This is a genomic window from Pseudonocardia hierapolitana, from assembly GCF_007994075.1.
Taxonomy (GTDB): Bacteria; Actinomycetota; Actinomycetes; order Mycobacteriales; family Pseudonocardiaceae; genus Pseudonocardia; species Pseudonocardia hierapolitana.
Window position 1 is genome coordinate 4,627,134 of sequence record NZ_VIWU01000001.1, and the last position, 12,985, is coordinate 4,640,118.

Genomic DNA, 12,985 nt, shown 5'->3' on the forward strand with positions numbered 1-12,985 from the left:
GGTTTCGTCCCTCACTTGATTCCGGTGTGGGTCATCGCCTGCACGAAGCGCTTCTGGAGCACGAGGAACACGATCAACACCGGCACGATCGACACGACCGACGCGGCCATCGACAGGCTCGGCGAGAGCGAGCCCTGCTCGTCGGTGAAGTTCGAGAGGCTGAGCGGAAGGGTGTAGGTCTCCGGGCTCGAGATCAGCACCAGCGGCGCCTCGTAGTCGTTCCACGACCAGACGAAGGCGAGGATGCCGAGCGCGCTCATCACGGGAGTGGCCATCGGCACGTAGATCCGCCAGAAGATCTGCCACTCCGACGCCCCGTCGATACGGGCGGCCTCGGCGAACTCGGCGGGCTGGCTCACGAAGAACTGGCGCATGAGGAAGGTGCCCAGCACCGTGAACATGCCGGGCAGGATCAGCGCCCACAGCGTGTCGTAGAGCCCCAACGTCTGGAAGTAGACGAACCGCGGCACGAGCAACAGCTGGGCCGGGATGATCGCCGTCGCGAGGTAGAGCAGGAACACCGTGTCGCGGCCCGCGAACCGGATGCGGGCGAAGGCGTAGCCCGCCATCGTCGCCGTCACCACCTCGCCGAGCACCCGCAACGCCGCCACGAACACGGAGTTGGCGAACGCCGGCACGATCGACGACTCGCCGAACAGGACGGCGGCGTAGGCGTCCCACGTGGCCTGGTCCGGGATCCAGTCCATCGGCACGGTGAACGCGTCGGCGTCGCGCTTGAACGCCGTCGAGAGCATCCAGGCGAACGGCGTGAGGAAGGCGAGTGCGAGGAGCCAGAGCGGGATGCCCCACAGCCAACGCTGCCGGCGGGCGCGCGAGGAGCGGATCATGTCAGTCATGGAGGGCCCTCCCGCGCTGCGCGCGCCAGGTCAGGAGCGTCAGGGCCAGCACGCCGAGGAACGTCACCATGCCGATCGCCGACGCGTAGCCGAACCGGTAGAACTGGAAGCCCGTCTGGTACATGTAGTACGGCAGCGTGGTCGTGGCGTCGCCCGGCCCGCCCGCCGTGATGAGGGCGATCAGCCCGAACCCCTGCGACGCCCCGATGAACAGCGTCACCAGCAGGAACACCGTGGTCGGCACGAGCGACGGCCAGGTGATCACCCGGAACTTCGTCCAGACGCCTGCGCCGTCCAGGTCGGCGGCCTCGTAGAGCTGGGTGGGCGCGTCCTGCAGCGCGGAGAGGTAGATGAGCGCGGCGTAGCCGACGCCGCCCCACACCGCGATCACGATGAGCGCCGGGAGCGCCCAGTACGACGAGGCGAACCAGGCGGGGGCGTCCTGCAGACCGAGGGCGCCGAGCACCTGGTTGACCAGGCCGGACGACGGGTTCATCAACATCAGCCATGTCATGCCGATCGCGACGACGCTGACGATGTAGGGCACGAAGAAGATCGCGCGCAGGGCTGCCCGGCCCGGGATGTCGCGGTTCAACGCCAGGCCCAGTGCCAGGCCGAGGATCGTCGTGAGCGGCACGCTGACGCCCGCGTAGACCAGCGTGAGCACCACGCTGTTCCAGAAGCCGGGGTCGCGGAAGACGTTGACGAAGTTCTCCAGCCCGACGAACTCGATCCCGCCGAAGCCGGACACCAGGTTCCACTCGGTGAACGACAGCAGCACCACCGAGACGAGCGGGACGAGCGTGAACAGGGCGACGCCCACCAGGTTCGGGGCGATGAACAGCCAGCCGACCCACGCCCGTGGCTGGGCGACGGATGCGGCCGGCGGGGTGGCGCGGCCGGTACGGGAGGCGGGAGCGCCGGTGGGGATGCCGGTCGGAGCGGTCACGGTCATGGTCACGCCGCCTTCCGGTAGCGGTCGATCGCCGCAGCGGCCTGTGCGTCGATGGACGCGATGGAGTCGGCGGGGGACCGCTCGCCGATCCAGCACAGGTCCTGCTGCTGCTCGACGGCGAGCGTGATCTCCGGGAGCGCGGTGAGGTCGCTGTCGACGTACAGGTGCGGCCGCTCCTCGAACAGGACGCGCCGGAACGAACCGACGTCGAACCACCGGTCCGGATCGGGCCCGAGCAGGCTTGTGAGCATCTCCTCCTGGGGCACGTTGCCGAGCGTCGGGATCTTGCCGCCGACGGCCATGTGCTTCGAGCCCTCGGTGACCCAGAACCGCACGAACTCCCAGGCGAGGTCCTGCCGCGGGGACTGCGGGTTGATCATGATGAAGTTGTTGAACTGGCCCTGGTTCCAGCCGGTGCCGTCGGCGGCGGTCGGCAACGGGGCGGCCGCGACGCGGAAGTCGTGCGGGTAGTCCTTCTCGTTGTAGAGGTAGCGCAGGCTGTACGGCGCGTTGACCCAGGTGGCGAACTCGCCGGAGACGAACGCGGTGTGCTGGTAGGCGTCGAGGTTCCGGGCGAGCACCTCCGTCCAGGGGTAGGCGACCCGGTCGCGGATCATGCGTTGCCCGAGCTCGAGCCACTCCAGGAAGTGCGGGTCGGAGAAATTGGACCCGCCGTCGGGCGTGTACCAGTAGTCGGGGCCGAGGGCGATGCGGGCGGAGTCGGGCACCTCGTAGGTGCCGAACATGCCGTCAGCGCGGATCTCGCGCGTGATCTCCTCGAACTCCTGCACCGTCCAGCGCGTCGGCAGCGGGATCCCGGCGCGCTCTCGCGCGGCCTCGTTGAACAGGACGAACCACGGCTCGGCGGCGGTGGCGAGCGCCCGCACGCGGTCCCCGTCCCAGTAGGCGGTCGGGTTGTCGCGATCGAGGAAGGGGGCGAGCTCCGGTTCGTCCGCGAGGCGGTCGGTGATGTCGAGCGTCATGCCCGACTCGGCCCGCAGCGCGAGCGCTTTCGTCTGGTACGTGAAGTAGACGTCTATGTCGACGCCGCCCTGCAGTGCGGTGTCGAGCTTGAGGTTGCCCCGGTCGTCGTTGACGAAGCGGGTGTAGGCGACCTCGGTGCCCGGGTGCGCCGCGGTGAAGGCGTCGATCAGCGCGGCCGGTCCCGATCCGGGCGGCACGCCGCCCCAGACGTTGAGCGTGTTCGGCGGCGTCGCCCCGCTGCCTGCGCTGCACCCACCCAGCGCCGCGGCCGACGCGAGCCCCGCGCACCCCGCCAGGAACTGCCGCCGCGTGGGCGTTCCCGCCCTTCCTCGTCCGATCACCCGATCTCCTTCGACCGCCGTGAACCCCGACCTGGCCTGCAAGAGATTATTGTTTGAGCGGCTTGATCGCTAGACGCCAAGCAAGAAATTTTCATCACTGGCGGGAGAGATCCACTCCCTGCCGTGTCGGATCAGAGATCCGTCGCCAGCCGGCCTGCGATGTGCACGTCGACCCGGCGGCCGTCCACCACCCACGCCTCGCGCGGGCGCCCCTCGATCCGGAACCCGCACCGCTCGGCGACGCGCGCGGACGCGGTGTTGCCGTCGGCCCACGCGTAGGTCACGCGGTGCAGGCCCAGCCCGCCGTAGGCGAACCGGAGGACGGCGGAGAGCGCGGTCGTGATCATCCCCCGCCCGCGCGCGGCCGGGAGCGCCCAGCAGGCGACGGCGGCGGCGCCGTGGCAGAGGTCCAGCTCGGCGAGTTCGATCTCGCCGAGCATCTCGCCGGTGGTCGGCTCGCACACGGCCCAGGAGTACCGCTCGTCGCGCACCCACTCCGCGGCCCGCCGCCGGATGTAGGCGTCCGCGTCCGCGAGGTCCGCAGGCGGCCGGTGCCGCCACCGTGCGATCTCCGGGTCGAGGCTGGACGCGACCACCGCAGGCCGGTCGTCCACCCTGTCGTCGCAGCGCAGGGCGCGCAGGTACCAGAGACCTGCGTTGATCTCTACGGGGTCCAAAGGTCGTGTCCTGTGGGTCGTGGTCGATGGGCTTCGTGATCCTGGGCGCGAAGAGCGCGGCCACGACCCGCAGGACGCGGCCTTCAGTCCTTGATCTCGCAGATGACGGTGCCCTGGGACACCGAGCTGCCCTGCACCGCGGACATGCCGGTGATCGTGCCGGCCTTGTGCGCCGTGACGGGGTTCTCCATCTTCATCGCCTCGAGGACGACGACGAGGTCGCCTGCGGAGACGGTGTCGCCGTCGGACACGGCGACCTTGATGATCGTGCCCTGCATCGGTGCGGTGACGGCGTCGCCGGACACCGCTGAGCCGCCCTTGCCGCTGCCCCGCTTCCGCGGAGGGGCCTTGGCCGCGGCGGCCGGGCCTGCACCGGCGCCACCGCCGATGGTCAGGTCGCCGGGCAGTGACACCTCGAGGCGCCGCCCGCCCACCTCGACCACCACCGTCTGGCGCGGGGACTCGTCGGTGTCAGCGCCCTCGCCGCTGGTGAACGGCTCGACGGTGTTGTTCCACTCGGTCTCGATCCACCGCGTGTGGACGGTGAAGTTCTCGGCGAACGCCGGGTCGTCGACGACGAGCCGGTGGAACGGCAGCACCGTGGCCATGCCCTCGACCTGGAACTCGGCGAGCGCCCGCCGCGAGCGTTCGAGGGCCTGGGCGCGGTCGGAGCCGGTGACGATCAGCTTGGCGAGCAGCGAGTCGAACTGTCCGCCGATGACGGAACCGGCCTCGACGCCCGCGTCGACCCGCACCCCCGGCCCGGACGGCAACGTGAGCGCGGTGACCGTGCCGGGGGCAGGCAGGAAGTTGCGCCCCGCGTCCTCGCCGTTGATCCGGAACTCGATCGAGTGCCCGCGCGGCTCCGGGTCCTCGAGCAGGTTGAGCACTTCGCCCTCGGCGATGCGGAACTGCTCGCGCACCAGGTCGAGCCCCGAGGTCTCCTCCGACACCGGGTGTTCGACCTGCAGCCGGGTGTTGACCTCCAGGAACGAGATGAGCCCGTCCTGCCCGACCAGGAACTCGACGGTGCCTGCGCCGTGGTAGCCGGCCTCCTTGCAGATCGCCTTGGCGGCCTCGTGGATCGTGGCGCGCTGCTCGCCGGTGAGGAACGGGGCGGGCGCCTCCTCCACGAGCTTCTGGAACCGCCGCTGCAGCGAGCAGTCGCGAGTGCCGACGACGATGACGTTGCCGTGCGTGTCGGCGAGCACCTGCGCCTCGACGTGGCGCGGCTTGTCGAGGTAGCGCTCGACGAAGCACTCACCGCGCCCGAACGCGGCCACCGCCTCACGGACCGCCGACTCGTAGAGCTCGCGGATCTCCTTCTTCTCCCGCGCGACCTTCATGCCGCGCCCGCCGCCGCCGAATGCGGCCTTGATCGCGATCGGGAGGCCGTGCTGCTCGGCGAACGCCTCCACCTCCTCCGGCCCCGAGACGGGGTCCGGGGTGCCGGGAACGAGCGGAGCACCCGCGCGCGTTGCGATGTGGCGGGCGGTGACCTTGTCGCCGAGGTCGCGGATGGCCTGCGGCGTCGGGCCGATCCACGTGATGCCGGCGTCGATCACGGCCTGGGCGAAGTCGGCGTTCTCACTCAAGAATCCGTAGCCGGGGTGGATCCCGTCGGCGCCGGCCTGCCGGGCCGCCCCGATCACCTTGTCGAAGTCGAGGTAGGACTCGGCCGCCGTGTTGCCGCCCAGCGCGAACGCCTCGTCGGCCAGCCGCACGAACGGTGCATCGCGGTCCGGGTCCGCGTACACGGCGACGCTGGCGATCCCGGCGTCGCGACAGGCCCGGACGACCCGGACTGCGATCTCCCCGCGGTTGGCGACGAGGACCTTGCTCAAGCGCGGCACGGTCAGCCTCCTGGAGTGGCGTGCCCCGGGGGACCTGTGCCCCGGCGCAGTGGTTACCCGGGAGTTTAGGGACCGATGCCTGCTCACCGGGCCGTGGTGTGACCGATGTGGGCCCGCCCCCGCAGCTCCGTCACCCCTCGAGACGGCGCTGCGGGGGCGAGGCGATTGCCTCGATCGCCCCTGTCCGGTTGCGTCAGGCGATCGCGATCACCCCGACCGATCCGTCAGGCGGTGGCGGCTCACCCCCCGGTTGCCGCCACCGCCACCTCCGCCGTCACCCCCTCCGCTGACGGCGAGACCTGAGCCCTCGGCGTCGTCCGGGCCCGTCACCTGCGGCGCGATCTGCCGGGCGAAACCGGGCGCGGAGACCGCGAGCGCCCCCGTCCCGAAGAGGCCGACTCCGAGCGCGGCGCCGGCCGGGCCGTGCGACCGCCAGTCCGGTTCCCGCTCCGGAGCGAGTGCACGGTGCCGCTCACGCAGCGCCGCAAGCGCACGGTTACCACGCCGGGTGCGCCGTGGAGCCAGGGCGATCTGCATCACTCCCGTGGCGGTGACGAGCAGCAGCGCGGTGACGAGGAGCCCGACCGGCCGCGCCTCGGCGACGTCGGCGAGCACCCGGAGGAGCCCGAGTACGGCGACCGCGAGCATCCAGAACCCGACCCGGCGGATCCGCCTGCGGCGGTTCTCCGACAGCAGGAACCCGGCGGCCACCAGCCGCTCCTCGATCGTGGCCAGTGCGGGCCGCACGGACCGGTGGAACATGAGCCGCCGGTGCCCCACGGGCGAGCCCGCGGTGGCGTGGATGGCCTTCTCGAGCGTGTCGGCGTCGGCGTCGGGCCGCCCGATCGCCCGCACCGTGCCGTCGGCCGCCGTGAGCGTGCCGCGCAGGTGCATCGCGCACAGCGCCGACCAGATCGCCAGCTCGTTGCCGCCGGCGAGGTACGCGACGTCGTGCGGATGGGAGGTGATGTCGTCGACGGGTGTCGTGGCACCCGGCTCGGCGAGCGCTCTTCGCGTGCAGATGCCAGCCGTCCCGACCGTCAACGCGATCAGGACGTAGGCAGGCAGGAAGGTCGTGCCGGTGATGCCCCAGGTCTCAGCGGTAGCTGCTGCGAGGGCCATCGAACACCTCCTGAGCCGTCTTCATGAGACGGCTCACAGTGTCGCGGCCCACACCGGGCGTACGGAACGTTCTTCACAAGGACTTGAGGTTGCGGCGAGATGCCGCTCAGGCGGCGGTGGCCGCCCTGACCTGCTTCTTGATCCGCGCGAGCATCGCGGCCATGCCGCGCAGCCGCAGCGGGCTCACGGCCTCACCGAGACCGAGGGCCGTGTAGAAGTCGTCGGGCACGGCGAGCACGTCGTCGGCGGCCTCGCCGTCGAGGCCGGTGTGCATGATCGACGCGAACCCGCGGGTGGTGGGTGCTTCCGGCGGGGCCGAGAAGAACAGGTGCACACGCCGCTCGGGGTCGGAGTCGACCTCGACCGCCAGGAACAGCGGCGACTGGCACTCGTGGACCTGCTCCATCGTGTCGGCCGCGTCGGCGTAGCGCTCCGGCAGCTCGGGCAGCTCCCGCGAGAGCTCCAGCAACATCTGCAGCCGGTCCTTCGGCCCGACGCCCGCGAAGTCGTCCACCAGTTCCGCGAGCTGCGGGGGCAGGGTGCGCGACATCGAATCCGTCATGCCGACCCGCGCTCCGAGCCCTGCACGATCGGCACGCGGACCGAGTTGCCCCACTCCGTCCAGCTGCCGTCGTAGTTGCGGACCTTCGAGAAGCCGAGCAGGTGGGTGAGCACGAACCAGGTGTGGCTCGACCGCTCGCCGATACGGCAGTACGCGACGACGTCGTCGTCCGGGGACAGGCCCTGCTCCTGCTGGTAGATGGCCTCCAGGTCTGAGCGCGGCTTGAACGTGGCGTCCTCGGCGGCGGCACGCGCCCACGGCACGCTCGCGGCGCCCGGGATGTGGCCGCCGCGCACCGCGCCCTCCTGCGGGTAGTCGGGCATGTGGAGCAGCTCGCCGGAGTACTCACCGGGCGACCGGACGTCGACGAGAGGCTTGCCGAGGTGCGCGAGCACCTGCTCCTTGAACGCCCGGATCCTGGTGTCGTCGCGCTCGACGACCGGGTAGTCCACCTGAGGAGGCTTGGGCTGCTCGGTGGTCATCTCGCGGTTCTCGGCCACCCACTTGGCACGGCCGCCGTCGAGGATCCGCACGTCCGGATGCCCGAACAGGGAGAACACCCAGAGCGCGTAGGTGGCCCACCAGTTGTTGCGGTCGCCGTAGAACACCACCGTGGTGTCGCGGGTGATGCCGCGCTCGCCGCAGATCTGCGCGAAGCGCTCGCCGTCGACGTAGTCGCGGGTGACCGGGTCGTTCAGCTCGGTGTGCCAGTCGACCTTCACCGCGCCCGGGATGTGCCCGGTGTCGTAGAGCAGCACGTCCTCGTCGGACTCCACGACGACGAGCCCGCTGTCGCCCAGGTGCTGGGCGAGCCACTCCGTCGTGACAAGGCGCTCGGGGTGCGCGTACGCAGCCAGCTTCGAGTCGGGGTCGTTCGGCAGTCCCATACCCGGAGAGGTTAGTCCTCTCGTATCAGTCGAGCAGGACCGTGCGCAGGTCGAGCCGGCGCAGGACCCGGTCGGCCGCCTCGGGGTCGACGCCGGGCTGCCGGCGGGCCGCGAGCACCTCCTCACGGGCCGCGGCCAGCGCGTCGGCCTGCACCTCCATCATGAGCCGCCGGCCCCGGCACAGCGCCTCGAACCGGTCCCGCTCCTCGGCCGTCGGCGGATCGCCGCGCAGCAGCGCCTCGAGCCGGCCCATGCGTTCGTGCAGCGCGTCGACCGCCTCCTCCGGCAGCTCCTCGGAGCGTTCGCGCTGCGTCATCCGGGCGAGCGCGGCGCGGCGGGCCCGCAGGGTGAGCTCCTTCTCGGCCGCGTGCTCCGCGTCCGCGTCGGCCTGCACGCCGAGCAGCCGGACGAGCAGCGGCAGCGTGAGACCCGGCCCGATCAGCGTCACGACGAGCACCGAACAGGCGATCACGACCAGCTCCGCGCGCGCCGGGAACGCCCCGTCGACGGTGGTGGCCGGGAGGGCCAGCGCGAGGGCGAGCGTCGCGAGACCGCGCATCCCGCACCAGCCGAGCACCACGGCCTCCCGGCCGGTGCGGGGCGCGGCCGATGCATCGGGGGAGCGGCGCACCACGAGCCAGGCCCCGGTCATCCACACCGCTCGCACCCCGATCACGACGGCGCAGACGGCGGCAGCGTGCGCGAGCATCCGCGGCAGGTCCGCCCCGGCGGCCTCGACCACCTGGCGCAGGTCCAGCCCGATCAGGCCGAAGGCGACACCCGTGACGAGCAGCTCGACGACGTTCCAGAACGAGCGCTGCACGATGCGATCGGCCGCCTCGTCCGCCGCGCTGGCCGACCGCAGCTCGAGCGCGACCACCACGACGGCGACCACCCCGGACGCGTGCAGCTCCTCGGCGGCGAGGTAGACCGCGAACGGGAGGACGAGGGTGAGCGCGCTGCGGCCGGTCGGGTCGGCCACCCGGTCGATGACGTGGCGGGCCAGGCGGGCGAACACGACCCCCAGCACGACCGCCGCGAGCGCACCGAGCACGAACCGCAGCACCAGCCCGGACGCCGACAGCTCGCTGCCCTGCACGGTGGCGAGCACGGCGGTCTGGAACACGACGAGCGCCGTGGCGTCGTTGAAGAGGCCCTCGCTCTGGAGCACGGACAGCAACCGGCGCGGCATCCGGACCGGTCCCGCGACGGCCTCGACGGCAACCGGGTCCGGCGGCGCGACCATCGCGCCCAGCGCCACGGTGGCCGTGAGCGTGATCCCGGGGACGAGGGCGAGCGCGGTGCCGGCGACCGCCGCGATCGTCACGGCCACCAGCGCGACCGCGAGCAGCGCGATGCTGCGCCAGCGGGCCCGGAACAGCGCCCACGACGTGCGCTGCGCCGTCGCGAAGAGCAGCGGTGGGAGGAACAGCGGGAGGATCAGGTCGGGGTCGAGGTCGAAGGCGTCCGGGAGCCCCGGTACGGCCGCGACCACCACGCCGAGCAGCACCATCAGCACCGGCCACGGCAGCCGCAGCCGATCGCCCACCCCGACCAGGAGCACGGCCGCGAGCATCAGCCCGACGACGAGCAGCAGGACCTCCACCCGCACAGCCTGCCCCGCCTTCCGGACCGGCCCGAGCGTGAGTCCCGGCCGTGGCCGCACGCGAGACTCAGCCGAGCTGAACGCCGGACTCGCCGTGGCGAGATGTCGGACTCGCCGTGTGGGAATGCTGGACTCGCCGTGGCGAGATGTCGGACTCGCCTGTGGGCGTGAGGCCCTGGACGGGCGAGTCTTGCATTCGGGTCCGGCGAGTCTTGCGTTCCGCGCCGATCGCGGGCTCAGGCGGTGGTGGGGGGCCAGAGGTCGGTGACCCGGACGCCGACGGCCGCCAGGAGCCGCCGGACGAGCGGGAGGCTGATCCCGATCACGTTGGACGGGTCGCCGTCGATGCCCTCGACGAACCAGCCGCCCAGGCCGTCCAGGGTGAACGCGCCCGCGACGACGAGGGGTTCGCCCGTGGCCAGGTAGGCCTCCAGCTCGGCGTCGGACGGCTCGGCGAACCGGACGGTCGTGACCGCGTGGCCCTCGGCGACCCGATCGATCTCCCCGTCGGCAAGGCGGAGCACCGCGTGGCCGGTGACGAGCTCGCCGGTACCGCCCGCCATCGCCTTCCAGCGGCGGCGGGCGGTGTCCGGGTCGCCCGGCTTGCCGACGAGCTCGCCGCCGATGTGCAGCATCGAGTCGCAGCCGATCAGGACGGCGTCCGCGTGGGTGTCGCCGATGCGCCGGGCGACGGTGGTGGCCTTGGCCGAGGCGAGGTGGGTGACCTTCTCGGCGGGGGACGCCTGCGGCATCGCGGCGAGCAGCGCCTCCTCGTCGACGTCGGCGATCTCGACCAGCGGGTCGATGCCCGCGGCTTGCAGCACCGCCCTGCGGGCGGGGGAGGCGGAGGCCAGCACGACACGCACGGCGGGTCAGCCTACGAGACCCACCGCCCGGCGGCCGCGGCCCTCAGTAGCCGCCGCCGCCCCCACCCCCGCTGTCGCCGCCCCCTCCGCCGAAGCTGCCGCCTCCGCCGAAGTCGTGGCCGGACGAGCCGTCGTAGCCGGACGAGCTGTCGTGGTTCGACGAGCCGTCGGCGCTCCCGTCCGAGCCGGTGGACCACGTCGTCGCCGCGTACCAGCCGCTCCGCAGCCGCGTCGTCACCCGGTCCCGTCTGCGGCGGACCCGGACCGCCAGCCGTGGCCTGCGCGCCCCGGGACGAAGCGTCGCCCGCGGCGGACGGGTCGCCAGGCCGAGCCCGACGACCACGATCAGCGCGGACAGCAATATGAGGACACCTGCTCCGACGCCCACGAGAACCCCCCGCGCCGGGAAGGCTGCTCCCGGCTCCACATCGGAGTGTGGGTGCGGTCACAGCAGGGTCGCCAGCTTCTTGGGCAGATCTTGATGCAGGTCAGTGCCGCGGCAGCGTCAGAGGTGTGGTGAGCCGGGGCTCAGAAGGCCACGCTCCGGGTGAGCGCGGCCTCCTGCTGCGGCGCGGGAGCGGTGGACGGCCGCTGCTTCGTCACGAAGGCGCTGCGCGCGGCGGCGAAGCCGTGGCGGTCGTCGAAGATGTCGCGGCTCATCTCGGCCAGCTCGCGGATCCGGTAGGTCTCCAACGGCCGGTGCCGCTCGTCGGCCGCCCGCACCGCCGCCTTCGCGGCGAGGCGCTGGGCCAGGCCGTCCGCGGTGGCCAGGCGGAACGCGTACTCCAGCACGGTGGCATCGAACTCGTCGGGCGCGCCGGGCAGCACCGCGTCGGCGAGCCCGATGGATGCCGCCTCTGCGGCGCCGACCGGCAGGCACTCCCCGGTCAGCCGTTCGGCCTCGGCGGCCCCGACGCGGCGGGGGAGCGTGTAGGTCCAGTACTCCGACCCGGTCAGGCCCATGGTCCGGTAGTGCGGGTTGAGCACGACGCCCGCGCGCACCAGCACCTGGTCGGCCCCCAGGCCGAGCATCACGCCGCCGGCCCCCGCGTTGCCCCCGATGGCGGCGACGACGAGCTGGTGCGTGCAGGTGATGATCTCGCGGCAGACGTCGTTGATCGCGTTGATGTTCCGCCACGCCTCCGCGGCCGCGTCCGGCCGGGCCTCGATGACGTTCAGGTGGATGCCGTTGGAGAAGAACTGCCCGCCGCGCAGGACCAGCACCGACGTGTCCTGGGCCGCCGCGGCCCTCAGCGCCGCGGCGAGCCGGTGGCACTGCGCCGTGGACATCGCCCCGTTGTAGAAGTCGAAGCCGACGACGCCGACCGGGCCGTGGCGGTGGTAGGTGATCTCCCGGTAGCCGGCGCCCGGCGTGCCGAGCGGCTCGAGCGACTCGGGGACGCCCGCGAGCCGGTCCCTGAGCACCGTGGTGGCCGGCAGCTTGATCCGGGGGCCGTCTCCGACCCGGCGGAGGTGACCGATCCACAGCGCGCCGTCGCCGGTGCGGACGAGCACCGCGCCGTGGCGCCGCAGGGCGATCGTGCCCGGTTCGCCGGGCGTGGCAGGCCCGCGGTGCGCGTCGAACACCGACACGGGGAGCCCGGCGAGCTCGGTGCGGACGCCCGGTGAGCCGTCGGCCGCGCGGATGCGCCGCAGCACGTGCTCGGTGGGGTCGGACCAGGAGAAGGCCCGGTCCGCCTGGCGCATCGTGGGCCGGAGCCGGCCGCGGACACCGGGACGGGAGTAGTCCAGCGGTCGCGGCACGAACGCGGGGTCGCTCACCTTCAGCGCGACCTCCCTGGCGAGCGCGGTGGCCGCCTCGGTGACCGGGCCCGAGTAGAGCGCGCTCTTGCGGGGCGGCTCGGCGGGGAGGGGGAACGTGCGCGTGCCCCAGATCGGGCCGGCGTCCATCTCGCCGATGGCGCCGAGGGCGGTGACCCCCCACTCCGGCTCGGCACCGGTGATGGCCCAGTCCAGCGACGAGGGCCCGCGGTCCCCCTCCGGGCCCGGGTGGAGCACGACGGTCGGCCGCGAGGTCCAGATGTCCTCCGGGATCCGCTCCTTGAGGAACGGGCAGATGATCACGTCCGGGTCGAAGGCGGCGACGGCCGCCCGCATGGCGTCTTCGGAGTCGGCCGTTCGGTGCACCACCTCGTGTCCATCTGCCAGCAGTTCCGTCCACACCCGCTGGGTGAGGCCGTTGAAGGACGAGCACAACAGGAGGATTCTCACGCCGATCTCCGTGGTAGCGATTTCCGTGCACAGCGCGACGACG

The 12,985-nt window shown here is 72.3% G+C and carries 12 protein-coding genes; all 12 read right to left on the reverse strand.

Going from position 1 to position 12,985, the window contains the following annotated elements; translation table 11 throughout:
* Positions 1–11: 11 nt before the first annotated feature.
* Positions 12–857: a carbohydrate ABC transporter permease gene (locus FHX44_RS22000; RefSeq protein WP_147257523.1), complete on the reverse strand. Its 846-nt coding sequence runs from the start codon at positions 855–857 to the stop codon at positions 12–14.
* Positions 850–1,812: a carbohydrate ABC transporter permease gene (locus FHX44_RS22005; RefSeq protein ID WP_147261364.1), complete on the reverse strand. Its 963-nt coding sequence runs from the start codon at positions 1,810–1,812 to the stop codon at positions 850–852. The genes FHX44_RS22000 and FHX44_RS22005 overlap by 8 nt, the downstream gene beginning before the upstream one ends.
* Before the next feature lie 2 nt (positions 1,813–1,814).
* Complete coding sequence (locus FHX44_RS22010) at positions 1,815–3,137, reverse strand: ABC transporter substrate-binding protein (protein WP_147257524.1); 1,323 nt, start codon at positions 3,135–3,137, stop codon at positions 1,815–1,817.
* A gap of 131 nt (positions 3,138–3,268) precedes the next feature.
* On the reverse strand, positions 3,269–3,814 hold the full coding sequence (locus tag FHX44_RS22015) for a GNAT family N-acetyltransferase (protein ID WP_147257525.1): 546 nt from the start codon (positions 3,812–3,814) through the stop codon (positions 3,269–3,271).
* An 83-nt stretch (positions 3,815–3,897) separates the two neighbouring features.
* Positions 3,898–5,667 carry an acetyl/propionyl/methylcrotonyl-CoA carboxylase subunit alpha gene (locus FHX44_RS22020; protein WP_170308989.1) on the reverse strand — a complete coding sequence of 590 codons (1,770 nt, stop codon included), beginning with the start codon at positions 5,665–5,667 and terminating at the stop codon, positions 3,898–3,900.
* 207 nt (positions 5,668–5,874) lie between these two features.
* Complete coding sequence (locus tag FHX44_RS22025; protein WP_147257526.1) at positions 5,875–6,789, reverse strand: TIGR04222 domain-containing membrane protein; 915 nt, start codon at positions 6,787–6,789, stop codon at positions 5,875–5,877.
* Positions 6,790–6,895: 106 nt separating this feature from the next.
* A complete protein-coding gene (locus FHX44_RS22030) occupies positions 6,896–7,351 on the reverse strand; it encodes a SufE family protein (RefSeq protein ID WP_147257527.1) in 456 nt (151 codons plus the stop codon).
* Entirely contained in the window at positions 7,348–8,238 is an 891-nt protein-coding gene (locus FHX44_RS22035) for a sulfurtransferase (protein ID WP_147257528.1), read from the reverse strand. Before FHX44_RS22035 ends, FHX44_RS22030 begins: the two co-directional genes overlap by 4 nt.
* A gap of 25 nt (positions 8,239–8,263) precedes the next feature.
* Positions 8,264–9,844 (reverse strand): Na+/H+ antiporter, encoded by a 1,581-nt coding sequence (locus FHX44_RS22040; RefSeq protein ID WP_147257529.1) that lies wholly within the window; start codon positions 9,842–9,844, stop codon positions 8,264–8,266.
* A 236-nt stretch (positions 9,845–10,080) separates the two neighbouring features.
* Complete coding sequence (locus FHX44_RS22045; RefSeq protein WP_147257530.1) at positions 10,081–10,710, reverse strand: Maf family protein; 630 nt, start codon at positions 10,708–10,710, stop codon at positions 10,081–10,083.
* Positions 10,711–10,753: 43 nt separating this feature from the next.
* Positions 10,754–11,098 (reverse strand): hypothetical protein, encoded by a 345-nt coding sequence (locus tag FHX44_RS22050; RefSeq protein WP_147257531.1) that lies wholly within the window; start codon positions 11,096–11,098, stop codon positions 10,754–10,756.
* Between the two features lie 140 nt (positions 11,099–11,238).
* Entirely contained in the window at positions 11,239–12,942 is a 1,704-nt protein-coding gene (locus FHX44_RS22055; RefSeq protein ID WP_147257532.1) for a hydrogenase maturation protein, read from the reverse strand.
* Positions 12,943–12,985: the final 43 nt, after the last annotated feature.

Excerpts from the sequence above, each read along its gene's own strand:
- FHX44_RS22000 (WP_147257523.1), bottom strand. The coding sequence starts at position 857 with ATGACTGACATGATCCGCTCCTCGCGCGCCCGCCGGCAGCGTTGGCTG.
- FHX44_RS22030 (WP_147257527.1), bottom strand. The coding sequence starts at position 7,351 with ATGACGGATTCGATGTCGCGCACCCTGCCCCCGCAGCTCGCGGAACTG.
- FHX44_RS22005 (WP_147261364.1), bottom strand. The coding sequence starts at position 1,812 with ATGACCGTGACCGCTCCGACCGGCATCCCCACCGGCGCTCCCGCCTCC.
- FHX44_RS22025 (WP_147257526.1), bottom strand. The coding sequence starts at position 6,789 with ATGGCCCTCGCAGCAGCTACCGCTGAGACCTGGGGCATCACCGGCACG.
- FHX44_RS22035 (WP_147257528.1), bottom strand. The coding sequence starts at position 8,238 with ATGGGACTGCCGAACGACCCCGACTCGAAGCTGGCTGCGTACGCGCAC.